Source organism: Caproicibacterium sp. NSD3, assembly GCF_053613275.1.
Window position 1 is genome coordinate 1372976 of record NZ_CM132119.1, and the last position, 23337, is coordinate 1396312.

The window sequence follows — 23337 nt, forward strand, 5'->3', positions numbered from 1 at the left end:
ACGGAGGAAACATTTTGTATTACGGAGAAATCAAAGACTGCGATATCGCAAATGGTGAAGGCGTTCGAATTAGCCTATTCGTTTCCGGCTGCACCAACCACTGTGAAAATTGCTTTCAGCCGCAAACCTGGGATTTTCATTACGGAAAACCTTTTACAGAAGAAACAGAAGAAAAAATTCTTCACATGCTGGAACCTCCTTTCATTAATGGTTTAACCGTTTTGGGCGGAGAACCTTTCGAACCAAAAAATCAAAAAATTCTTCTTCCATTTTTAAAAAAAGTACGGAAAACATTTCCGCAGAAAACCATTTGGTGCTTTTCTGGATTCACCTTGGAAGAACTAAAAAAAGAGGGTTCCTATCCACGGTGTGAATCAACGGATGAGATGCTTTCTCTATTGGATGTCTTAGTAGACGGCAGATATGTCGAGAAGCTTCATGATATCTCTCTTCGTTTTCGCGGCAGTTCGAATCAACGCTTAATTGATCTAAATGCGACTCGCAAAAATGGTTCTGTCACTCTTTGGAACGGGTGAAAATAAAATATTTTAAAAAGATGTTGTAGCTTTTTTGGATTGTATTTTCATTCTAAATTTTCCAAAAATTCATTAGATTATATTTTTAATGAATCAGAATAAATCAGTAAAAACGGCACAGCTTATAAAAGAATTTTGATTTCGGATATTCCGAATCAAAATCTTTTTAGCTGTACCGCTTTTATTTTTTTATAAAATTCTAACTGCGGGAAGCAGGGATCCGGCAAAAGTTTCCTGGCTTTGAGAATCGGCAGAAATCATATTGACTGCTAGAATCCCATATCCCCTGGTAGGATCATTAACAAAAACATGGGTAACTGCTCCCGCAAGCTTTCCATCCTGTAAAATTGGACTGCCACTCATTCCCTGTACAATTCCGCCCGTTTTTTCGAGAAGTTCGGAATCTGTTATTTTTAGCACCATATTTTTTGAGTTTCCGCCACGACAGTTCACAAATTCAATACATGCATCATAAGCTTTCGGTCCATTTTGATCAATCGTACTCAGAATTTTGACCGGCCCTGCATGCACCTCATCGGCAGACATCACTGAAATTGTTTCTCCCTGCGGATTTTCTCGAAGCGAACCAAAGACTCCACAGGTTCCATTTTGACTGAGCGTTCCTATTGCAGTATCCGAAGCAAAATAGCCTTGTAATTCTCCTGCGGTGCCTTGTACTCCCTTTCGAATTCCACTGATTGTAACGGGGACAACATCACCGGAAAGAAGCGGCATCAATTCATTCGTATCAGGATCGCAAATTCCATGACCTAATCCCGCAAAAATTTTGCTATCAGGATCATAAAAAGTCAGCGTACCAATCCCGGCAGTGCTATCTCGCACCCACAATCCTGCCCGATATCCTGCTGGAGAAGCTACCGGCTGCAAAGCTGCTGTAAATGCTTTTCCTTCTCGCAAAAGACTAAGCTGTACAACTTGTCCGCCGCTTTTTCGAATCGCTTCGGAAACTTCTTCATTAGAATTGACTTCTTTTCCATTTACGCCTGTGACAATATCTCCTACCTGTACTCCCGATTTTGCCGGTGGATTAACAGTCCCTTCATTCGTTTGAATATCCGCAGTTCCGACCACTACTACACCACTTGTAAATAAACGGATTCCAAACGGAGTTCCACAAAGAATTACCTGCTTTTCTGACAAAGAGGATGCAGCGATAACATTTTTTGATTCAGCCGGAACAATATTAACCAGCCCGGATAATATTGCTGCAATTAAAAGAAAAGCAGAAATTAATTTTGAATTTTTTCTGACCGAATACAATTTCTTCACCTCCTTCCTTGTGAAAATACTCTTCCACAAAGAGAGATGTTTATTTTGTCAATCCTGTTCTCTTACGGCATATCCTCCCTTCCAAAAAAAGAAAGACCTCGCAAAAATGCGGGTCTCCCAAAAATTTTCCCAAAAATTAAAATTTAATTATTGCAATTCGCGTTTTCGTTTTCGTCTTTTATGAATCACGATCCCAATATAAAGCAGTAAAAACGCTGCCAAAACCGCCACTAAAGTCGTTGTCTCTCCAGAACCTCCCATTTTAACTTCTGCCCAAAGCGTATCCAAAAGCATATTGGTATCTTCCGGCAAGTTTACATAAACTTCTGCTTTATCCATAATCTCCTGAGGAGGATAATAGATTGGATTCTCTATTGTTTCTTCCGGCAAAAGTTCCTTTGCGGCGCTCTCTGGAGTCGAATATCCAATATAGCTGACATTTGCGGCGGCAATTTCCGGATCACAGAGAAAATTGATATAAGCCTCCGCTTCTTCCTTATGGGAACTTCCCTTTGGAATACAGGCAGCATCTACAAAAGAATTCGTTGGCTCATCTGTAGGAATTGTAAACCCGATATTCGGGTTATTTTCAACCAATGTTGCTGCATCCCCGGCATAATAAGGAGCAAGCCATGCTTCTCCTCCATCCATTTTATCGAAGATCTGATCCATTACATAGGCTTGTACCAAAGGCTTCTGCTGTTTTAAAAGATTGGCAGCTGCCTCCCAATCACTCGCGTTTGTCGTATTATAGGACTGCCCCAGAATTTTTTGTGCAATTCCAAAAGAATCCCGCGGGTTATCAAACATCAAAATTTTTCCTTTATATTTTGGGTTCCAGAGGACTTTCCAGCTTGTCGTCTCGCTTGCATCCACATAATTTTTATTGTAAAAAATTCCAATGACGCCCCATGTATAGGGAACTGAATACGCATTCTCCGAGTCATATGCAGGATTGCGAAACTGATCATCGATATACTTAAAATTGGGAATTTTATCAAAATCCAATTTTTCGAGCATACCTTCATCAATCAGTTTGGAAATCATATAATCTGACGGAATAATGACATCATATTCCGCTCCGCCTCCGGAAAGCTTTGAATACAACGATTCGTTTGTATCAAAAGTCGTGTAGTTTACATGAATTCCTGTCCGTTTTGTAAATTCGGCATTTACATCCAGCGTTCCATTAACACCGTTGCTGATATATTCTCCCCAATTATAAACATTGATGGTAACACCCGTATCAGGAGCGGCTTCCGCATTGTCCTCTGCCGAAGCCGGAACAACGCAAAGAGAGGCAATCATCAACGCAGAAAACAAAAATGCCATACTTTTTTGAATCCAACTTTTGCCCATTTATGGCTCCTCCTCTTCTTGCAGAATTTCTTTATTTTCCTTTTCTTTCCGCAAATTCACAATCAAAAGGAGAACCAAAACGATAGCGAATAACAAGGTTGACAGCGCATTGATTTCTGGGCTGATCCGCTTACGGGTCATCGAGTAGATATAAATCGGCAAAGTCTGTGTAGTGCCGCTTGTAAAGTAGCTGATAATGAAATCATCAATTGAAAGCGTAAAAGCCATAATCATTCCGGTAACAATTCCCGGAATGATTTCCGGAAAAACCACCTTTAAAAATGCTTGCGAAGGGCGATATCCTAGATCAAGCGCCGCTTCATACAAATTTGGGTCCATCTGGCTAAGTTTCGGCTTGACCGAAAGGATTACATAAGGTAAGCAGAACGTGATATGTGCAATCATAATGCTGCCGATTCCAAGACTGGTATTTATCGCCCGAACGGCAATCACAAACAAAAGCATCATCGAAACACCGGTTACAATTTCAGGATTCACCATCGGCAGATTTGTTATATTCATCACCAATCGGCGCGGCCAACGTTTCAGCGAATTGATTCCGATTGCTGCAGCTGTCCCCAAAATCGTGCTGACAACTGCCGCAACAACGGCAATCAAAATTGTATTTCCCAATGCCTGCATAATCAAGCGGTCACTGAAAAGTTGTCCATACCATTTAAATGAAAAACCAGACCATACGGAACGACTCATTGTCGTGCTGTCATTAAAACTAAAAACGATCAGCACGACAATCGGTGCATATAAAAAGAGATAGATAAAAAAGCAATATACTTTTGAGAGCACTTTCATATCATCAGCCCTCCATTGCTTTCTTCCCCATCATCAAACTGATTCATAATTCCCATACAGATTAGAATTAAAACCATCAGAACCAGGCTAATGGCAGATCCAAGATTCGGATTATAAGCGGAACCCAAGAACTGCATATCGATCAGATCTCCGATCAGCAGATTCGCGCCGCCGCCCAGCATCTTTGAAATAATGAAAGTGCTCACAGCAGGAACAAATACCATCGTTACCCCGGAAATAATTCCAGGAGTACTCATTGGCAGGGTGACTTTGAGAAAGACCTGCCGTCTGTCTGCGCCCAAATCTTGAGCGGCCTCAATCACAGAAGGGTCCATCTTTGTCAGAATCGAATAGATCGGCAAAATCATAAAAGGCAGATAATTATAGACCATCCCCAGAACAACCGCTCCGGCAGTATTGATCATTTGTAATTTTGGAAGGCCAATTGCCTCAAACAGCTGATTCAAAATTCCGTTGTCTTCGAGAAGTGTCATCCATGCATAGGTACGCAGCAGAAAGTTCATCCACATTGGCAGCATAATCAGCATCACCATGACATTCTGTGATTTTCTGCCGGTACGAGCAATCAAATACGCAAGCGGAAATCCTAAAACCAAACAAATTACGGTTGCAATCGCACCCAGCCAAATAGAACGCAAAAACACATTGCTGTACTGACCAACGCCCAAAAGGTTCTGAAGCGTAAAATTGCCTGATTTATCGGTAAACGCAAAAAATACAACCATAAGCATCGGGACAACTACGAAGAGTACCATCCATACTACATAGGGATAACAGGCTTTTTTGGATTTCATTTCTCCCCCTCCTCAAGCGAAGATAAATGGGTCTGCAAATCTTCCTCCATCTCATCGCTGAAGGTACTGTAATCTCCAAAAGTACCCGAATATTCCGACTTGTGCATAATATGAATATCATCCGGCCCGATCTTTAATCCGATATGTTCTCCTTCCGCTGTAAAATCAGTAGACTGAATCATCCATTTGAACCCTTTAACATCCACGATGATCTCATAGTGGACCCCTTTAAAAGTAACACTGGTAACGATGCCGGACAAGGCTGCCTCATCTGGTTTTACCACATCGATATCCTCTGGACGAATCACAACGTCCACAGGTTCATTCGTTTTAAATTCTTTGTCTACACAGCGAAATTTATGTCCAAAAAATTCGACCAAATAATCTTCGCGCATAATTCCGTCTAGTATATTGGATTCTCCAATAAAATCGGCAACAAACGCATTTTTGGGTTCATTGTAAATATCCTGTGGCGTCCCGATCTGCTGGATTTCACCTTTATCCATTACAACAACCACATCACTCATAGAAAGTGCCTCTTCCTGGTCGTGCGTAACAAAGAGAAAAGTGATTCCGGTCTGCTGCTGAATCTTTTTTAATTCGTTCTGCATATCTTTGCGCAGTTTCATATCCAGAGCGCTAAGCGGCTCATCAAGGAGCAACACTTTCGGCGAATTTGCCAGCGCCCGGGCAATCGCCACTCGCTGCTGCTGTCCGCCGGAAAGCTGATTCACATTTCGATGAGAAAATCCATGAAGATTTACAAGATCGAGCATCTCGTGAACTGTTTTCTTGATCTCTTTTTCGGATTTTTTATGAGCGCGCATTCCAAATGCCACATTCTCATAAACATTTAAATGGGGAAAAAGCGCATACTTTTGAAAAATCGTATTAACTTCTCTTTTATAGGGCGGCAGGTCGTTGATTCGCTTTCCGTCAAAATAAATATTTCCACTATCCGGATTTGTAAATCCGCCGATAATTCTAAGCGTCGTCGTTTTCCCACAGCCTGATGGTCCTAAAAGTGTGACAAACTCTCCATCTAAAATCCGCAAATTAAAATTCTTTAAAATCTGCTCTCCATCAAAAGAAACCTCAATATTCTGTAATTCTATCATGGTTTTCTTTCCCAATTTATGCGCCCCCTTTTTTCTCTGCAATAAAACATTCTTTTACATCATAAGAGTAAATTTGTGCTTTGTCAATTTTTTTTCAAAGCCCGCAAAAAAGAAAATTTAGTCTGTCTTTTGACAGTCTCATTTATTTTAAAAAGGCAACCAAACTGATCATCCTATCTTCTTTTCATTCTCCCCCTTTTTTGAAATAAATTCTCCATATGAGTAAGGCTTGCAACCAATAACAAATGTAGAATTTTATCGAATTTCATGATATAATAAAATGTATTGCTGAAAATAATTCAAAAGAAAGGGAGAACCTAAAAAAAGTTTGAGGGAGTAAAAAACATGTGGGAAACGGTAAACAGTATTTTAAAAAGTGTAGACAATTTTGTATGGGGAATCCCCCTGATGGTTCTGATCTTGTTAGGCGGAATCTATTTGACCTGCCGGCTAGGACTTCTGCAAATACGCAGACTTCCGCTGGCACTTCACTGGATGGTGAAAAATGAAGAAGGCGGAGACGGTGAAGTAACCTCTTTTGGCGCATTATGCACAGCGCTTTCTGCTACCATCGGCACCGGTAATATCGTTGGTGTTGCAACTGCAATTTCTGCAGGCGGTCCTGGTGCTTTATTCTGGATGGAAGTTGCCGCATTTTTCGGAATGGCGACCAAATACGCAGAGGGGCTTTTGGCAGTTAAGTATCGTACAATTGACAAAAACCATCACGCACTAGGTGGTCCTTTCTATTATATCGAACATGGCATGGGCAAAAAATGGAAGTGGCTTGCTAAATTCTTCGCATTTTTTGGAGTATGTGTTGGTCTTTTTGGAATCGGTACCTTTTCACAGGTAAACGGAATTTCATCTGCTGTGAATAGCTTTTTCGATCCAGACCAGCAATGGACTGTAACGATTCCAGGAATCGGAACTTATTCTTGGACAGTCGTAATCGCTTCTTTTATTCTGAGCATTTGCGTGGCATTAGTTCTCATTGGCGGCATTAAACGAATCGCTCAGGTTTCAGAAATCATTGTTCCCTTTATGGCAGTCACTTATATAATTCTAAGTCTTATTCTGTTGATTTGCAATGTTCAAAAAATCCCGCAGGCATTTGCAATTATTGTTCAGGGTGCATTTAACCCTTCTGCAGTAACCGGCGGTATTGTAGGAACTATGATTATTACCGTACAAAATGGTATTGCACGCGGTATTTTTTCCAACGAAGCCGGACTTGGCTCTGCTCCAATTGCAGCAGCTGCTGCTCAGACCAAAGAGCCCGTCCGTCAGGGCCTTGTCTCCATGACAGGAACCTTTATTGACACCATCATCATTTGTACTATGACTGGACTTTCCATTGTCCTCACAGGTGCATGGCAAATAAATGGACTCGAAGGCGTACAAATTACAAATTATGCCTTTAATCAAGGGCTTCCGTTCCCGAACATTGTCTCTTCTTTCCTACTGATGCTTTGTCTTATTTTCTTTGCATTTACCACAATCCTTGGGTGGGATTATTATTCCGAACGCTGCCTTGAATATTTGACCGGTGGAAAAATGAAAACAGTCCTTGTTTATCGCTGGCTTTATATTCTAGCGGTCTTCATTGGGCCTTATATGACTGTTCAGGCAGTATGGACCATTGCAGATATTTTTAACGGTCTAATGGCAATTCCGAATATGATTGCCATCTTTGCTTTAAGCGGCGTTGTTGTAAAAGAGACCAAACAATTTTTCAATAAAAGGAAATACATAAAAACTTCTTATAAAGAAAAACTAGAAGACTAAGAATTACAAATTATAAGAACAGCGGCATTCTCTTAATCGGGAATGCCGCTGTTCTTATATAAATTTATAGTATTTACTCGTTTTGATTTCAGCAATCCATATCATACGGTGTCCTAAATCACTATTATCAAAATGCCTGTATCCATATGCTTATTGCATCATAGAGACGGTTAATTTATTTGTTGAAAATTTTTCGATAGACTGAATTTCGAACTGAGAAAGTGGGTTAAAATTTCAACCTCATTCTCGCTAAGTACAAACATATTTAAAAATGAGGTGTTCGAATAAAGCAACATCGTCTATTACTTAAAAAGGTGTACTACCTGTTTTTGATACAATTTATTTGCCATATTTTTTAGTATTAATAAATCCATTTAATTTTAGTCGTACTAAGTTTTTAAGGATCAGCTGTGGTGATACTTTCTACCATGGCTGATTTTTGTTTTGCATAATAAAAAGTAATTGTCACTTCAGTGACCGTAGATGAGTTCGCCCATATCAAAGACTTCGGAAATAAATACAGACAATGCTCATTAGTCAGTACACAAATCAGACTGCTTGTGAAATTCTATATGACATACTGATATAAGCTGCTGAGCAAGTAACGTCTGTGCGAAAGTTAGTCGTCAATGCTGTAACACTTAAAAGTACAACTAATATAATGATAGCGTACCTATTTCTATTTGGGAGGAATGTTATGCTTACCATTAGTTTGTGCATGATTGTGAAAAACGAAGAAAAAAACCTTGCCAGATGCTTGTCATCTGTAGCAGGCATAGTTGACGAAATCATTATTGTTGATACTGGTTCAACAGATTTGACAAAAGAAATCGCCCGGATATATACGGACAAAATATACAATTTCAAATGGATTGATGATTTTTCTTCAGCAAGAAACTATGCATTTGATAAAGCAACAAAAGAATACATTCTCTGGCTGGACGCAGATGATGTTTTGTTACCTGAGGACAGCGCAAAGTTTATTTCTCTCAAAGAAAATTTAGATAGCTCGCCCGACGTCGTTATGATGAAATACAACACCGGATTTGATATGCAGGGGAATGTGACATTTTCGTATTTTCGTGAGCGGCTCGTAAAGCGTTCTTGTCAATTCAAATGGCATGAACCAGTTCATGAATACCTTGAAATTGCCGGCAATATTATAAATTCGGATGTCTGCATAACACATACAAAGACTGTCTACTCTCCGACAGGCAGAAACATTGGTATTTATGAAAAGCTGCTGGCGCAGGGAAAAAAGTTGTCGGCGCGAGGTCTTTATTATTATGCAAGAGAGTTAAAGGACAATGGGAGAATCCGTGAGGCGATTGAATATTTCAGTCGTTTTCTTCAGTCCGGAGAAGGCTGGGTCGAAGATAATATTACTGCGTGCGCGGAACTGGCACAATGTTTTGATAAAGAAAATAAACCTGAGCAACAGTTTCTTGCCCTAACCCGCAGCTTCATGTATGATACCCCCAGAGCAGAGATCTGCTGTCAGATTGCCTATATTTTTAAAGCTAAAGAGGATTATGAAAAGGCGGCTTTTTGGTTTAAGCTTGCTTTAACACTTAAAAAGCCTGAAAACTGTTGGGGCTTTATTCAAGATGATCTCTGGGGATATGTTCCCTGCATTGAACTTTCGGTTTGCTTAGATCGACTGGGTCGTCTGGAGGACGCAGAACGATACAACGAGCTGGCAGGCAGTTTTAAACCCAACGATTCTTCTGTGGCATATAATCGAATTTATTTTAAATCGCGAAAGGCAAATAAATCTGGTGTTTAAACAACCTGTAGAATACCTGATAATGAGCTAAATGAAAAGCGGTGGGAACTTACTCATAGATCCATTTAATTTAGCCTTATATCTTCATGTGCCAAAGTTAAATCTTTTAATTATGTCGGTCAAAAACTCTGCAATAAAATGTCACGGTAATTTAACTCTGACCTTTCCTTTCCTAACGTCATATCATATAAAGGGGAGATTTTCCCTCATTCCAAACAGATGAAGACCGATTTAGTATTGATTGAAAGAGGCGATGGAGGTTTGGAAAATCAACAGCCATATGAGGATGTATATTGTATTGAATGTAACGACTGCAATAAAACCCCAAAAAATTGCGAATGCTGTATAAAGGCATGTGAAAACAAATACAGATACGAATGTAAAAGATGGGTGAATTATTATAATGAGAGAATGAGTAAATGTTGTGATCAGGAATGCAGAGAATGCTATCAGAAACAACGTGATGAACGTATCGCATATTACGAAAGAAAAATAGCTTGTTGCGACGAGGAATGCCATTGTAAAAAATGCTGTATAGGTCCAACGGGAGCTACCGGAGCAACTGGTCCAACGGGAGCTACGGGAACTACTGGCCCCACCGGGCCAACAGGGGTTGGCGTCACTGGGCCAACTGGACCAACTGGCGCTACCGGCGCTACAGGCGCTACTGGTGCTACCGGTGCTACCGGTGCTACAGGAGATATCGGTGCGACAGGCGCTACCGGTGCTACAGGCGCTACTGGTGCTACCGGAGATATCGGTGCAACAGGTGCTACCGGTGCTACCGGAGATATCGGTGCGACAGGCGCTACCGGTGCTACCGGAGATATCGGTGCGACAGGCGCTACAGGTGCTACCGGAGATATCGGTGCGACAGGCGCTACTGGTGCTACCGGTGCTACCGGAGATATCGGTGCGACAGGCGCTACTGGTGCTACCGGAGATATCGGTGCTACAGGCGCTACCGGTGCTACCGGTGCTACCGGAGATATCGGTGCGACAGGCGCTACCGGTGCTACCGGAGATATCGGTGCGACAGGCGCTACAGGCGCTACTGGTGCTACCGGAGATATCGGTGCGACAGGCGCTACAGGTGCTACCGGTGCTACCGGAGATATCGGTGCGACAGGCGCTACTGGTGCTACCGGAACAGCTGGAGGAATATTAAACTACGCCGATTTCTTCGCTGTAATGCCTTCTGATAATTCCGCAACAATTGCTCCCGGAACTGACGTAAACTTTCCTCAAGATGGGTCTATTAGTGGGTCTGCAATAACTCGTATTACTGCCAGCTCATTTAACTTGGCTAACATTGGCACTTACCAAATTTTGTTTCAGGTAAGTGTGACCGAAGCAGGGCAATTGATTTTGACTCTCAACTCCGCTGACTTATCCTATACGGTGGCTGGTCGGGCTACAGGGACTTCTCAGATAGTAGGATTGGCTCTTGTTCAAACATCTTCTACCAATTCAATTCTGACGGTTCAAAACCCTGCTGGAAATACACCTGCACTGACTATTACTCCCCTCGCAGGCGGAGCAAGACCTGTTTCAGCGCACCTTGTTATTATGCAAATCGCATAGAGAAGTTAGATCAGAATAATTGATTAGATTCCAATAAGTACCTGCTGCAATTTTATATGATTATAAAAAGATGAAGTTTAAAATTAAACAGACAATAGCGGACCGCAAAATTGCGATCCGCTATTTTGCTGTTTCACCAGACTCGTTTGCGTTGTCGCAAGGTCTTAGTCTATTTCCCTGGAAGGAAACTGTTTGGACGTTCATTTCATAGTTTCTGTTATGCTAAGCGTATTTGCTTTTATAAATTGTTCTTCCTTCAAAGCATTTAACTTTTTCGCTTAATTCATATTAACGATTTTTAAACAAATAAGCTATAATGAGTTCATGGATTTCATCTTATGCAGAACAGAAGGATAGACGATTATGGCCATCAGCGAGCGAATTCGGTGTATTCGAAATCTCCATGGCATGACGCAAAAAGCGCTGGGAATGAAAGTCAGCTTCGACAAACGAAATGCTGACGTGCGCATAGCACAATATGGTCTGAAACCAGAACGCCCCCAAAAAAATTTGTCAATGCTTTGGTCTAGACATTGGACGTATCGCCGCGAGCTTTAAATGTCCCCGAAATTGATTTCCACATTGGTTTTATGCACACCCTTTTTGCAATGGAAGATTTATACGGTCTCAAGATCAACCGGATTGATGGTGAATTATGCCTGACCCTTGACAGGTCAACAGGTATTAATGATATCCCCATGTTTGATATGCTTAACGAATAGCAGAAAAAAGCCTAAAATCCGAAAAACGCAAAAATGATCAAAGAGGAATATGATACCTATCCCAAAATGGAATCGGAACACATCAAGCATGAACTTGATGTGTCGTATTATGATAGTATTGCAGATACTGTTTTTATCTTTGTTCTATTGCTTTAAGTTTATTTCCAACTTTCAAAACACTTGCGGCATTAAGAATAGTATAGTTCTCTGCATCAGCTTTGGGATATGTTCTTGTTTTTATCTCCCATAAATTTTCTTTATCGTTCGTTGTAATTCCTACAACCTCAATTTGTTCGGGACTATATTTATCCATAAAAGTAATTGGTACACCTATAACGCCGAAATAATTACATGGAATATCTGCGGTTCTTCCGACTTCGATAGCGTCATAATTATTATATTTTGGGTATATGTCATATGAATAGTTTCTGAAAAGGGGCATATTTTCGTGTCGCTTTTCAATGTCCACATTGGTCAACCAACAAATATTACCCATACGTCGCAGTTTTCGTCGGCGACTTCCATGATTTCAATTTTATACGGTTTCTTTTTGCTATCCTCTTTGCAGGAAAAAGTTTCTTTACCGAATAACGTCAACTGGGTATAAACAATCGGGGATGTCGCATAACAAGTCGCTATCAGCTCTTTTAATCCCAGCGAGCTAAAGTTCATAGCAAAATTCACCTAATTCCTTTTATTCTAATTTGTTTTAGATCATTGATCTTTTTACAGCACATTAATGAATTTTTTTGCTATACCGCAAAACATTTTAAGATCATAAATTATCAGGCTTCTATCATAGCTATCAACAAATTCTCCAGCTATATGGTCTTTAAGGTGATTTGCTCTCAATACCAATCTTATCTGAATACATACGCCCCCGAAAAATTCATTGTCAAAATTGTGATTGAAGTTTTGTTTGTTATTTTTAAGAATAAACCTTGTAGAAAGAAAAATAAAACAGTATAATAAGGCTGTTTTATAAGAAATATATCACATATCTTATGTTAAATTTAAAAAACTTAAGTAAGGAAAAAATATAATGTCTGAAATTAATTCTGCTACCGGGATATTCTCCAAAGAAGAGCATATTGTAATTCCTACCTATAAGGAACAAGCATATAATTTAATTAAAGACGCAATCATCTATCAGCGATTTCGCCCAGATGCAATTTATTCACAAGATGGAATTTGTCAGGAGTTAGGTATCAGTCGAACTCCTGTGAGAGAAGCGTTGTTAGAACTTCAACAAAAAGGTTATGTTCATATCTGCCGGGGAAAGGGCATTAAAATTATTCAGCTTGCACCAAATATTATCCACGATATTATGGAAATGCGTCTCTATATTGAGCAGGTCAGCGCAAATCTGGCGGCTCAGCGCGCAACGGATGATGATTTGAAAAAAATGAAGGAGTATCTAAACCAGATCCAACAAAATTTGAACTCTAAAGACGGGGTACAGTTGTATCACTATGACCATTTGTTTCATAGAGCTTTGGCTTCAGCGACACACAATAGCTGGATTTTACACAGTGTAGAAGAAATTCTAGATAATTACCTACGTTTTGAGGTAAAAACCGTTTATAATAATATGATTGACGCCAATATCGTCCTTGGTGAGCATGAAGATGTTTATCATGCAGTACGGGATAAAAATTCGGAAAAAGCCGTTTTAGCTATTAAGAGGCATCTTGAAAATTCGTACCACCGCACACTTTATAAATACTGGAAATGATTTTTCTGCCATCAAGAAATATATTACATATTTGATGAATTTAAATAAATTCAGATAGGATACAATTTTTATATTTTACGACTTAATCTCTTATTATTTAACGATATATTACATATTTCTTAAAATATCATCTTAACGTTTTTGTTCCCGGGGACAAAGGCTTGTTAAAAGATGATTCATGATAGATATAATATAAAGAAAGCGAGGGTGATTTATGTTAATCGCAAGTTGGGTGTTAACATTTTCTTTAATCATTGGAATTGGCATTTACGCAGGAAGAAAAATCAAAAATTCCAATCAGTGGTCTGGAGGAGATCACTCCATGGGCGCTATCACATTGGGATGTGTATTTGCTGCATGGCAGATTGGCGGAATGGCCGTTGTTGGTGCGGCACAAAATGGTTATAATTTAGGTGTTTCAGGTGCGTGGTATTCTATCGCTGGATCGTTTTATTTCATTGCAATTGCTTTTATGGCAAGAACCATTCGCGAAAAGATGCCAGGCGATTCAGTGCCAAATTATTTGCAACATAGATTTGGTATGGCACCAAGTCGTTTATATTCTTACGCATGGATTATCTATGGATTTTTGTATATCCCCATGCAACTCAAAACGGTATCCAGTATTATTCAGATCGCAGTTCCTGGATTAAATATTAATCTTGCTATGATTTTGGGGCTGACAATTGCTGTTCTTTATACTAGCTTTTCTGGCATGAAGGGTGCTTCCGCCGTAGGTAAAATAGTGTGTATTGGTATTTATGTGCTTCTCATCGGATTTGTAGCAGTGACACTTCCGAAATTTGGTGGATTTAATATTATGATGTCAAAACTTCCGGAGGAATATTCTAGTATGGGTAATATGCCAACTCAGCGTATTATTGCATGGATTGTAGGTGGATGTTTGTCTACTGCGGTAATGCAGTCCGTTTTACAGCCGCTTCTTTCAGCAAAGGATCCGAAAGCTGCTCGTAATGGCGCATTTCTCGGATATATCTTTGCGGCACCAATCTGCATCTTTACAGCACTTTGTGGTATTTTTGCAAAAGTTTCTGGAGCAGATCTTGGTGATGGCTCCACTGCATTTGCATGGACAATCAAACAGTTTAGCAGCCCAATTTTTGCTGGCATTATTTTTGCCTTTGCAACGATGATTATTGCCGCTACTATGGCTACCATGATGCTTGCAACTGGAACAATTATCACAAACGTATATAAGACAGATATCAATCCAAAGGCTGACGATAAAAAGGTGTTGAAAATTTCAAAAATTACAACCTTTGTCTTTGCTTATCTAACACTGATTCCGTCAATTCTTGTTCCCTCGACCTCCATTACCAACATGTTCCTGACCCTGCAGCATGTTGCTGCAGCACCGGTCAGCTTTTCTATTTTGGTGGGACTTAACTGGAAGCGCTGCACAAAACAAGGATCCTTTTGGAGCATGTTGACTGGAATGATTGTGGGAATTGTTTGGATGTGCCTTGGTTTAACTGATAAACTTGAAGCAGTTTACCCTGTCGTTTTAGTGAGTTATTCCGTAGGAATTATTGTTTCTCTTTTGACCGATAAGGCAAACGAAGAAATTAAGAAAGCAGCATAATTAAAAGCATATTTTCTGTTGAATAATAAAATTTTATGTTGAAAGCGTGAGTCTGTTATGAGTGAAAATAAAAGCCAGTACATGTGGCCGGCTACATGGAAAAAGCCATATGTATATGGAAGCGAAGGCGCTGTGAGCTGCAATAACGTTTACGCCACCAGAGCTGGTTTGGAAATTCTACATCAGGGAGGAAATGCATTTGATGCAGCTGCAGCGATTTCTCTAGCCTTGGCCGTTGTGGAACCACACCATTCAGGAATTGGAGGTGGATGTTTTAGCTTATTGTATATTGCAGATACAAAAAAAACAGAGGCTTTAGACGCGAGAGGAATCGCTCCTAAAAATGCAGACAGCAATTTATTTCTCCAAAACGGTGAAGTGCAGGATGAGTGGAAAGACGTGAGTGGAAAGTCTGTTGCCATTCCGGGCCTTTATAAAGCTATTGATACTATCCTTAAAAAACACGGAACGATGGGGTTAAAACAGATTTCAGAACCAGCCATCCGCTATGCAAAAAACGGATTTGGAGTCAGTTTTACCGGATCCATCACGTCAGATGATAATTCTGTGCGCCGCAAATGTAATCTTTCAAAAGATTTTTGTCGCTTGTACCTCAAGCCAGATGGATCTTCCTATGGATTTGGAGAACTTATGAAAAATCCTGAATTAGGAAATCTTTTGGAAACAATTTCTTCCGATGGCGTAGAAAAATTTTACACAGGGACAATTGCAAAGAAAATAGTAGACGCCATCAACGCACGGGGCGGCATTTTTACATTAGAAGATCTTGCAGAATATGAGCCAAAGTTCCGTACACCAATTCATACCAACTACCGCGGATACGAAGTTGTAGCATTCGCTCCCCCTAGTGGAGGATGTGCCCTTCTCGAAATGCTAAATATTCTGGAAAATTACGACCTTAAAAATATGGGCCACAATTCAGCACAAAGTATTCACACCATTACGGAAGCCATGAAGCTGGGTTTTGCAGACCGCTCGGTCGCAATGGGAGATCCGGATTTTGTAAAGGTCAACATAAAGCATATTCTTTCGAAAGAATATGCTGCGAAACGAAGCTCCTACATAGATTTAGACCATGCAAAAGAATTTTCACCCGACTCAGAAATTGATGTTAAGGATTATCCCGGCAATACCTCACATTTTGTAGTAATGGATCGGTATGGCAATACTGTTTCACAGACTCAGACGGTGCGGGATTGGTTTGGCTGTGGAATTGTAGTTCCCCATTGCGGATTTATACTCAACAACGCCATGAGTGACTTTAGTGCAAAAGAAGGAGCATTAACCAGCCAAGGGCTAGCTTATGGAAATGCCAACTGCATTGAGGGTGGAAAAACACCACTTTCCAGCATGTCCCCCACAATTGTCTTTAAAGACGGAAAGCCTTTCTTAGCAATCGGAGCAGCAGGAGGCCCTAGAATTATTACTGGAACATTGCAGGGAATTCTTAATGCAGTCGATTTCGGAATGATGCCAGAAGAGCTGGTTCGGATGCCCTTTATTACTTGTCTGACAAAAGCACAGGGGCTAGAATTGGAATCTGGAATTTCCGAGGATACTAAGAATCTCTTAAAAGCGAAAGGGCATAAAATTGTAACAGTTCCAGATGGCTTGGTGCTAAGCAGTATGCTCAACTGTGTAATGTATCGAGACGGACAATTCTATCCGTGCGCTACTGAACGTGTAGATGGCTGTGGAGGGGCATTAATGCCAGGTGGTCATATTCTTTTGGATGGAATTTGTCAGGAAGAATTTGAAAAATAATCAGTATATGGTCAAAATATATTTTTTCACTTATTTGTAGCGACAGAAGCTAAAATGTAATAAATTGACTTTTTTGAGGCTTTACAGGTAGCGGCAAAGCGTCGTGAAAATCCCAAAGCCTTATCATTTATATGGTATACTGTTAATTAATTCTCTTAAACTCCCATATTCAAGCCTTTTGAAAAGTAAACATCGTATCTTCTAAGCTTTTATAGTAATAGCCGCTTGCTTTAAAGCAAGCGGCTATTACTATAAATCCACGATTCTAATAAGGGCTCCATAGAGAGTGCAGGTATCCTTGTACCGAAGAGCACAATTCTGATTGTTTCGGAAGCAAGAATCGGCTCACTTTTTGTTTAGAGAACCATTTTAAGCGACAACGGTATTGGTGGTGAAAATTCATTGACAAGCACTGCAGACCGATTCGGTAGTATTTCAGTAAAATTTTGTTTATATATCTTGGTATATATTCAGAAGCCACCATATACCATTTTTTAGGATATATCGAATATGATATTCTTCCTCAAGGAAATTAAGCAAATAGCTTATTGGTTTCTGATAATTGGATGTCGTTTTTGCGGATAAGCGCCGACATTGGCAGTCAAACTTGAATTCTTCCAATAAATCCTTCAATAACATAAAAAACGCCCCTTATTAAAGTACAAAAATACTCTAATAAGGGGTGTCGATTACTTGTTAATATGATAGCAAATACGGTACTCACTTAGGCACTTACAAAGTGCTTAAGCATTATCGTAACGAATCTATGTTATTTATAATACAAGTTTCTTGTCAAAACAATTTTTAACAAACTAGACCATCGAAAAGCTCAGGCACAGAGCCATTATTCGGCATGGCCAACTTTCCTCATATGCTCAATCAGCATATGAACCTTGTTGCTGTAGCCCATTCATTCGGTTCTAGCGACGGCTGAGCAAACGGCTTAAATAGCAAGTTTTTAAACGCAAGGCACGATTTGATTTTATATAGAATTTTTCAATAATAGTTGTAACGGCCCAATCAGCAGTTACAACTATTACCGTCATTTACACTAATTGTAAAGTCTCTTACTTATATAGTAAAACACTAATCCTCTTCAGTACCAATAATTCTGCCTATGAGTGAAATCAATCAGCTATAGCCGCTGTGTGGAAAAAAATTAGTTCAGTTAATGAATGTAATGTAGCCCCTGTATTGTTAAGATATAGTAAAAAAGAGCAGGGAATACCTGCTCAATCCTATGGCTTCGCTATGTTTAATTGTTTTTACTTTCCAATTGGAATAAATTTTCTCTTTCCATCCTTATCAAGTATCCACATACCCATACCCATTTTACGAGCCTCTTCCAGACGTTGCTTATACTTTCTGTTTTTATTACAGCAAACCGCACCATTATGAACAAGAGAAGCAAATAGCGAAAGAAGAAGCACGATTGTTACCCCTTGTAAAATATTTTATAATTAACAGAATAGTTTTACAATAAAATTATATCATTTATTTTAGAAAAAATAAGCATTCAGCACTCAAGAACAACTTATCATAACAACGCCTTAATTTCTACATTCAGCGCCTTGTCTTCTTAAATATAAATTATATGACCAATCATAAATTAAATACATGACAATAGCCGCTATAATGCTGAGTATTATTAAAATCGTTTCCTGATTTACAAATTTGATTCTCCATACTTCAATAGTAGAAGTCCCAGCAATAACGCATCCAATAATAATACTAAGTATAAATTCTTTAGAATTTTCAAATGCTCCTTTTAAACATCTTATAAGGGGCTCGATCGTTAGGTTATAAAATCGTTGTAGCAAACTGAAAAATACAAATAAAAAGATATCACCTGTTTGTAGATGATATCCTGCTTGCTGTTCTGTCGCTTAAAACTTTCTCTCTTTTTTCTTAAAATCCTCCAGCGGATTATATTCGTCAACAACGTTAACTAAATCTGTTGGATTAAAATTATAATAATTATCAAGTATTTTGAAATTGCTATGCCCAGTAATCCGCTTTAATAGAATAGGTGACATTCCTTTTCTAACGCTAAGAGTGATAAAAGTATGTCTAAATAAATGAAGACTGTGTTTTTTCACCCCATGCTTCTTGCAATATTTCGTAACACTTAACTAGAGCGTTGTTCTTGGCAATGGCTCACCATATATATTGCAAAAAAGGACATCATCCTTTGCTCCATTTCTAATACGAAGATAATCCGACAATATAATATTTAACGATGATGGAATTGGGATGATTCTAGGCTTTCTATTCTTTGTGTGCTGTAATGTGATAATTCCATTCGCTAAATCAATATCACTAATTAATAAATTTCTTAATTCTAATGCCCTTATACCTGTTGCCAGCAATAAGTTGATTATTACCCATGTTCGATATTGAGCAAATGAGTCTTCTTTTGGCCTTACGAGTAGTTGCTTTAATTCGTTAGGCGTGTATATCTCTTTAATATGCTCTTGTTCAACTAAATGAGTAAAGGAAATATTATCTTTGATATACCCACGTTTAATGCCATACTTTACAACTGGTGATATTTTGAAAATATACTCATTGATTAAGTCCTGTGTCACTTCACTACATTTCAAATTACTACCTGCCAATTGCATAAAATACTTATCTGCAAAAAAATACCCTCGGATGGTTGTTTCTGATAAGTTCTTCAATTTACATTCATTTTCATAAAGCAAATAAAGATCATGATAAGGAATGTCTAAAACCTTACTGACTAGTAGATTTTTACGGCGTTTTACAGTAGGCTCTTTTATGCCGTTTTTCACAGAGAAAATCTCCTTCAAAATAAAAAAATAGATGGCTATGATGTCACCTAAGCAGGTAAAACATAGTCATCTATTCCTATTTCTACTAACCTTTTTTGCCTTAAAATTAGTGCACAGTATACTATTAGCAGAGCAATTATCATAGATTATTTGGATACACTGTACAAAATTTTATTCCCACTCGATTGTGGCGGGTGGCTTTGAAGTAATATCATAAACGACACGATTCACATTTGGCACTTCATTAATAATCCTACTGGAAACTTTTTCTAGAAGATCATATGGGATCCGTGCCCACTCCGCGGTCATGAAGTCAGAAGTCGTTACCCCACGCAACGCAATCGTATTGGAATACGTTCTTCCATCTCCCATAACGCCTACGCTACGGATACCAGTAAGAACTGCAAAATACTGATTAATCGACCGGTCAAGCCCCGCATTTGCGACTTCTTCCCGAAAAATTGCGTCCGCTTCCTGCAAAAGCTTTACCTTTTCTTCTGTAACTTCTCCGAGAATCCGGATACCAAGTCCCGGTCCCGGGAATGGCTGCCGCCAAACGAGGAAATCAGGGATTCCAAGCTCTGTACCAACTTTGCGTACCTCGTCTTTAAATAGATCGCGCAGAGGTTCAACCAGTCCTTCGAACCCAATATCTTTCGGAAGGCCGCCTACATTATGATGGCTCTTAATGACTGCTGCGTTTCCGGTTCCGCTTTCTACCACATCGGGATAAATCGTTCCCTGACAGAGGAATTCCACTTTCCCAAGTTTTTCAGCTTCCTCTTCAAAGACACGAATAAAACCTTCTCCGATGATTTTTCGCTTTTTTTCCGGCTCCGTAACCCCTTTTAGGTGACTTAAAAACTGTTCTCCAGCATTTACACGAATTAAATTGATGTCAAATTGCTTGCGAAAAACCTGTTCAACTTCATCGCCTTCATTTTTCCGCATCATTCCATGATCCACAAAAATACAGGTCAAATTCTTTCCGATGGCTTTGTGCACCAAAACTGCGGCAACACTGCTATCTACTCCGCCGGAAAGCCCGCAGACAACTTTCTTATCCCCTACTTGTGCGCGAATCGAAGCAACTGCTTCTTGGACAAAAGAACTCATCACCCAATCGCCGCTGCATTTACATGCTCCATAAAGGAAATTTTTCAAAATCTGCTGTCCGTATTCGGTGTGCTGCACTTCCGGATGCATCTGAACCGCATAAAGATTCTTTTCCAGCTCTTCCATTGCCGCTACAGGGCAATGTACGCTTTTCGCAGTAACGGAGAATCCTTTCGGCACAGCAGCAATATAATCGGTATGACTCATCCAGCAAACCGATTTTTCGGGAATATCACGGAAAAGGACGGTGTCTTTTTCATGCGTAAACTCGGTATGACCATATTCGCGCACTTCACTTTTGCAGACTTTTCCGCCAAGCAAATAGGCCATTAACTGAGCTCCGTAACAGATTCCTAAAACCGGAATTCCCAGTTCAAAAATCCGAGGATCACAAGAGGGCGAATCTTCACCATAAACGCTGTTGGCGCCTCCAGTAAAAATGATTCCGCAGTATCCCGCTTCTTGAATCGTTTTGAGTGAAGTCTTATAAGACTTAATCTCACAATACACATTGCATTCGCGAACGCGTCGGGCAATCAGTTGACAATACTGACCGCCAAAATCCAAAACCAGAATTTTTTCTTTTCTTAACATCTATTTTTCCCCCATCGGAAGTCCGCCGAACTTTTAAGCGGCCGGAATTTATTCAACCGTTACAGATTTTGCAAGATTTCTTGGCTTATCAATGTCACAGCCTTTTAAAGACGCCACATAATAAGCGAAAAGCTGCAGTGGAATGACCGCCAACGACGGCAGCATCATATCACAAGCCTGCGGAACACAGAATTCATAATCCACTTGTTCCTTCTGAATCCGCTCTTTATTGGCTTCTATAGTCAATCCCCATACAACCGCTCCGCGGGCTTTTACCTCTTTTACATTGCTCATCAATTTGTCAAAAAGGATATTCTGTGTTGCCAATGCAATGACAAGCGTTCCATCTTCAATCAAGCTGATCGGGCCATGCTTTAGCTCGCCGGCCGCATATGCTTCAGAATGAATATAAGAAATTTCCTTCAGCTTTAGGCTGCCTTCCAGACTCATTGCATAATCAAGATTTCTGCCAATAAAGAAGACATTTTTGGAATTAAACTCACGGCTTGCAAGATACTGTATTTTGCTCTTTTGCTCCAAAATTTGCTGAACTTTTTCAGGGAGCGCCTTAAGCTCATTAATATAATATTGATAATGTACGGCGTCAATCGTTCCTAAAAGATCGCCCATATAGATTGTCAGCATATAAATCATTGCAAGCTGCGTACTATACGCCTTGGTGGAAGCAACTGCAATTTCCGGACCTGCCCAAGTATAAAGCACCTCATCTGACTCATTTGCAATGGAGGAACCAACTACATTGACAATGGAAATTGTACGGGCACCAAGCTTTTTGGACTCTCTCAAAGCAGCCAACGTATCTGCCGTCTCGCCGGACTGACTGATCACTAAAACTAAAGTCTTATCATCAATCAACGGAGTACGATAACGAAATTCGGAAGCGACATCCACCTCTACCGGCTTACGCAAATGCTTTTCCATGATATACTTTGCAACAACACCAACATGATATGCAGTTCCACAGGCAACAATAAAAATTCGATCAAACTCTTCCAGTTGCTTTTTGGTAAGCTTTACATCGTCCAAAACGATTTTTCCCTCTTTAATACGGGGCTTAACGGTATCACGAATCGCTTTTGGCTGTTCCATAATCTCTTTTGCCATAAAGTGTTCATATCCGCCTTTTTCTGCAGCAGAAATATCCCAGTCGATATGTTCTGCTTTTTTGGGGATCCGCTCCTTATTGGTATTATAAACTTCTACGCCCTGACGAGACAAAACTGCAATTTCATTTTCTTCCAGACGATTAATTTCTCTGGTACGGTCGAGAATTGCCGGTACATCAGACGCGATATAATTCTCTCCATTTCCAAGGCCAATAATCAAAGGGCTATCTTTTCTCACCGCATAAAGGTGGTCCGGATCATCTTCGCAAATAATCCCCAGTGCATACGCTCCTTCTATCCGATTCAGCACTTTGATCAAAGCATCAATTACACTGCCCTCATAATAGTATTCCAAAAGCTGTGCAACCACTTCTGTATCAGTCTCAGAAACAAATTTAGCACCTTTTTCAATTAAAAATTCTTTTATAGAAATATAGTTCTCAATAATTCCATTATGAACGACCGCAAATTTTCCAGAGCCACTGACCTGTGGATGTGCATTCACATCACTGGGGGCTCCGTGAGTTGCCCAACGAGTGTGACCGATTCCCACCGTTCCGGGGACATCCACCCCATTATGAATCAGTTCCTCTAATACTTTTAAACGTCCCTTAGCTTTTGCAACTTGAAGGTGCGTTCCATTATAAACTGCAACACCTGCTGAATCATATCCGCGATATTCCAATTTTTCAAGACCGGTCAACAGAATCGGTGTCGCCTGATCATCTCCAATATATCCGACGATCCCACACATAAGGGTCACTCCTTTCAAAA

Annotated in this window: 19 protein-coding genes; 8 read left to right on the forward strand and 11 right to left on the reverse strand. The window is 39.9% G+C overall.

Annotated features, from left to right (window positions below):
• Positions 1-14: 14 nt before the first annotated feature.
• The gene (gene nrdG, locus ACVS9P_RS06825) at positions 15-536 is read left to right on the forward strand and encodes an anaerobic ribonucleoside-triphosphate reductase activating protein (protein ID WP_452102837.1); all 522 of its coding nucleotides are present in this window, start codon (positions 15-17) and stop codon (positions 534-536) included.
• Positions 537-725: 189 nt separating this feature from the next.
• Here the strand turns inward: nrdG and spoIVB are convergent, their stop codons facing one another.
• The 5 genes from spoIVB to potA all read right to left on the reverse strand — a co-directional run bounded on the left by spoIVB (position 726) and on the right by potA (position 5943).
• Entirely contained in the window at positions 726-1817 is a 1092-nt protein-coding gene (spoIVB, locus tag ACVS9P_RS06830) for a SpoIVB peptidase (RefSeq protein WP_452102838.1), read from the reverse strand.
• A 156-nt stretch (positions 1818-1973) separates the two neighbouring features.
• A complete protein-coding gene (locus ACVS9P_RS06835) occupies positions 1974-3185 on the reverse strand; it encodes an ABC transporter substrate-binding protein (protein ID WP_452102839.1) in 1212 nt (403 codons plus the stop codon).
• Positions 3186-3995: an ABC transporter permease gene (locus ACVS9P_RS06840; protein WP_452102840.1), complete on the reverse strand. Its 810-nt coding sequence runs from the start codon at positions 3993-3995 to the stop codon at positions 3186-3188. It lies immediately after the preceding gene.
• A complete protein-coding gene (locus ACVS9P_RS06845) occupies positions 3992-4810 on the reverse strand; it encodes an ABC transporter permease (protein WP_452102841.1) in 819 nt (272 codons plus the stop codon). Before ACVS9P_RS06845 ends, ACVS9P_RS06840 begins: the two co-directional genes overlap by 4 nt.
• Positions 4807-5943 (reverse strand): spermidine/putrescine ABC transporter ATP-binding protein, encoded by a 1137-nt coding sequence (potA, locus tag ACVS9P_RS06850; protein ID WP_452102842.1) that lies wholly within the window; start codon positions 5941-5943, stop codon positions 4807-4809. Before potA ends, ACVS9P_RS06845 begins: the two co-directional genes overlap by 4 nt.
• Before the next feature lie 330 nt (positions 5944-6273).
• Between potA and ACVS9P_RS06855 the strand changes: the two genes are divergently transcribed.
• The 4 genes from ACVS9P_RS06855 (at position 6274) to ACVS9P_RS06870 (ending at position 11644) form a co-directional block, all read left to right on the forward strand.
• Positions 6274-7716 carry an alanine/glycine:cation symporter family protein gene (locus tag ACVS9P_RS06855; protein WP_452102843.1) on the forward strand — a complete coding sequence of 481 codons (1443 nt, stop codon included), beginning with the start codon at positions 6274-6276 and terminating at the stop codon, positions 7714-7716.
• A 697-nt stretch (positions 7717-8413) separates the two neighbouring features.
• A complete protein-coding gene (locus ACVS9P_RS06860) occupies positions 8414-9502 on the forward strand; it encodes a glycosyltransferase (protein WP_452102844.1) in 1089 nt (362 codons plus the stop codon).
• A gap of 411 nt (positions 9503-9913) precedes the next feature.
• Positions 9914-11086 carry a hypothetical protein gene (locus ACVS9P_RS06865; protein ID WP_452102845.1) on the forward strand — a complete coding sequence of 391 codons (1173 nt, stop codon included), beginning with the start codon at positions 9914-9916 and terminating at the stop codon, positions 11084-11086.
• 363 nt (positions 11087-11449) lie between these two features.
• Complete coding sequence (locus ACVS9P_RS06870) at positions 11450-11644, forward strand: hypothetical protein (RefSeq protein WP_452102846.1); 195 nt, start codon at positions 11450-11452, stop codon at positions 11642-11644.
• 297 nt (positions 11645-11941) lie between these two features.
• On the opposite strand, the gene ACVS9P_RS06875 is transcribed toward ACVS9P_RS06870, so the two are convergent.
• The gene (locus ACVS9P_RS06875) at positions 11942-12277 is read right to left on the reverse strand and encodes an adenine-specific methyltransferase EcoRI family protein (protein ID WP_452102847.1); all 336 of its coding nucleotides are present in this window, start codon (positions 12275-12277) and stop codon (positions 11942-11944) included.
• Positions 12278-12282: 5 nt separating this feature from the next.
• A complete protein-coding gene (locus tag ACVS9P_RS06880) occupies positions 12283-12480 on the reverse strand; it encodes an adenine-specific methyltransferase EcoRI family protein (protein WP_452102848.1) in 198 nt (65 codons plus the stop codon).
• A 370-nt stretch (positions 12481-12850) separates the two neighbouring features.
• On the opposite strand from ACVS9P_RS06880, the gene ACVS9P_RS06885 reads away from it, so the two are divergent.
• From ACVS9P_RS06885 to ggt, 3 genes are all read left to right on the forward strand, one after another.
• A complete protein-coding gene (locus tag ACVS9P_RS06885; RefSeq protein ID WP_452102849.1) occupies positions 12851-13543 on the forward strand; it encodes a GntR family transcriptional regulator in 693 nt (230 codons plus the stop codon).
• 322 nt (positions 13544-13865) lie between these two features.
• The gene (locus tag ACVS9P_RS06890) at positions 13866-15146 is read left to right on the forward strand and encodes a sodium:solute symporter family protein (protein ID WP_452102850.1); all 1281 of its coding nucleotides are present in this window, start codon (positions 13866-13868) and stop codon (positions 15144-15146) included.
• A gap of 57 nt (positions 15147-15203) precedes the next feature.
• A complete protein-coding gene (ggt, locus tag ACVS9P_RS06895; RefSeq protein WP_452102851.1) occupies positions 15204-16931 on the forward strand; it encodes a gamma-glutamyltransferase in 1728 nt (575 codons plus the stop codon).
• Between the two features lie 1265 nt (positions 16932-18196).
• Here ggt and ACVS9P_RS06900 read toward each other — a convergent pair.
• The 4 genes from ACVS9P_RS06900 to glmS form a co-directional block, all read right to left on the reverse strand.
• On the reverse strand, positions 18197-18361 hold the full coding sequence (locus ACVS9P_RS06900; protein WP_452102852.1) for a hypothetical protein: 165 nt from the start codon (positions 18359-18361) through the stop codon (positions 18197-18199).
• A 702-nt stretch (positions 18362-19063) separates the two neighbouring features.
• On the reverse strand, positions 19064-19726 hold the full coding sequence (locus tag ACVS9P_RS06905) for a tyrosine-type recombinase/integrase (protein WP_452102853.1): 663 nt from the start codon (positions 19724-19726) through the stop codon (positions 19064-19066).
• A gap of 171 nt (positions 19727-19897) precedes the next feature.
• Positions 19898-21436 carry a glutamine-hydrolyzing GMP synthase gene (gene guaA / locus ACVS9P_RS06910; RefSeq protein WP_452102854.1) on the reverse strand — a complete coding sequence of 513 codons (1539 nt, stop codon included), beginning with the start codon at positions 21434-21436 and terminating at the stop codon, positions 19898-19900.
• Positions 21437-21484: 48 nt separating this feature from the next.
• The gene (gene glmS, locus ACVS9P_RS06915; RefSeq protein WP_452102855.1) at positions 21485-23317 is read right to left on the reverse strand and encodes a glutamine--fructose-6-phosphate transaminase (isomerizing); all 1833 of its coding nucleotides are present in this window, start codon (positions 23315-23317) and stop codon (positions 21485-21487) included.
• Between the last annotated feature and the right edge of the window lie 20 nt (positions 23318-23337).